At 64.4% G+C, this 1,449-nt stretch carries 1 protein-coding gene; it reads right to left on the bottom strand.

The annotated features are described in order from the left end of the window. Positions 1–42: 42 nt before the first annotated feature. The gene (locus AC3ENO_RS14890; protein ID WP_228481089.1) at positions 43–1,389 is read right to left on the bottom strand and encodes an IS256 family transposase; all 1,347 of its coding nucleotides are present in this window, start codon (positions 1,387–1,389) and stop codon (positions 43–45) included. Positions 1,390–1,449 lie beyond the last annotated feature (60 nt).

Here is a 1,449-nt window from a genome sequence, read left to right as displayed (position 1 = left end):
GGGCTTGTCAAGTCTTCTGTGTAAGCGGGTTGGTGTTGGTGGTTAGAGGTAGGGGGTGATGCGGTCGGGGTAGGCGAGTGCGAGTTGTTCGAGGGCTTGTTTCCAGTTCGTGGTCACGTTGCCCTCGATGAGTCGGCCGGAAGCTTTTCGCTGGCTGGAGGGGCGCCCGCGTTCCTTCTCGCGTTCTCGGGCGCGCTTGTCTTCGATGTCGCAGATCGCCAGCCAGAGCAGCTTGACCGCGGCGGCGTCGTTGGGAAAGTGACCCCGCGATTTCGTCACTTTCCGCAGCTGGTAGTTCAGCGACTCGATCGCGTTGGTGGTGTAGATCACGCGGCGCAGCTCGGGCGGGAACGCCAGGAACGGGGTGAACCGGTCCCAGGCGTCCTGGAACGTCTTCACCGCCGAGGGGTAGCGGCGGCCGAGCTCGGAGTCGCTGAACGCCTCGAGCGCTTCGAGCGCGGCGTCCTCGTTCACCGCGGTGTAAATCGGTTTCAGCGCGGCGGCGACGGCTTTGCGGTCTTTGTAGTTCACGAACCGCATCGCCGCGCGGATCAGGTGGACCACGCAGGTCTGCACGGTCGCTTGCGGCCACGTCGCCGCGACCGCCTCGGGAAATCCGGTGAGCCCGTCGGTGCAGACGATCAGCACGTCGCGGATGCCACGGTTGGCAAGCTCGGCGCAGACCGATGCCCAGAACTTCGCGCCTTCGGTGGCCTGCACCCAGATACCCAGGACGTGCTTGATCCCGTCCATGTCGACCCCGACGGCGATATGCGCGGCCTTGTTGCGCACGTGACCGCCGTCACGGATCTTCACGATGATCGCGTCGAGATAGATCACCGGATACAACGCTTCCAATGGGCGGGTCTGCCACGCGAGGACCTCGTCGGCGACCTGGTCGGTGATCTTCGAGATCGTCTCATGGCTGAGCTCGGTGCCGATCGTGTTCGCGAGATGATGCTGGATATCGCGGATGGTCATCCCGCCGGCATAGAGCGAGATGATCATCCCGTCCAGCCCATCCAGCCGGCGCTGCCCCTTCGGGACGAGCATCGGGGTGAACGACCCGTTCCGATCCCGCGGGACCGATAGGTCGATCTCACCGATCTCGGTCGACACCGTCTTCGGCGTCGTGCCGTTGCGGGAGTTCGGATACAGCGACGCTTCCGCATCACCACGCTCGTACCCGACGTGCTCGGTCAGCTCCGCGTCCAGGCCCCGCTCCAGCGCGGCCTTCAGCATGCCACCGAGCAGCCCCTGATCGCCCGTCAGCGGGGTGCCGGCATCGATCTTCGCGAAGATCTCATCCATCGCACCCGACGACTTCAACTGATCAGCGAGCTCCTTCTGCCGACGCCTGCGCTCCTCGCGCTCCGGACTGATAGCCATGGTCTCCATGATGTTCTCCTTCGAGGTGAACCCCACTCACACAGACCATCTGACACCCCC

The organism is Microbacterium sp. bgisy207, assembly GCF_057706855.1.
Note: the sequence above shows the minus strand (reverse complement) of the source record. Positions and strands in the feature narration are given on the sequence as shown.

What these genes read in the sequence shown, in the direction of transcription:
- AC3ENO_RS14890 (WP_228481089.1), bottom strand. Translation starts at nt 1,389, where the DNA reads ATGGCTATCAGTCCGGAGCGCGAGGAGCGCAGGCGTCGGCAGAAGGAG.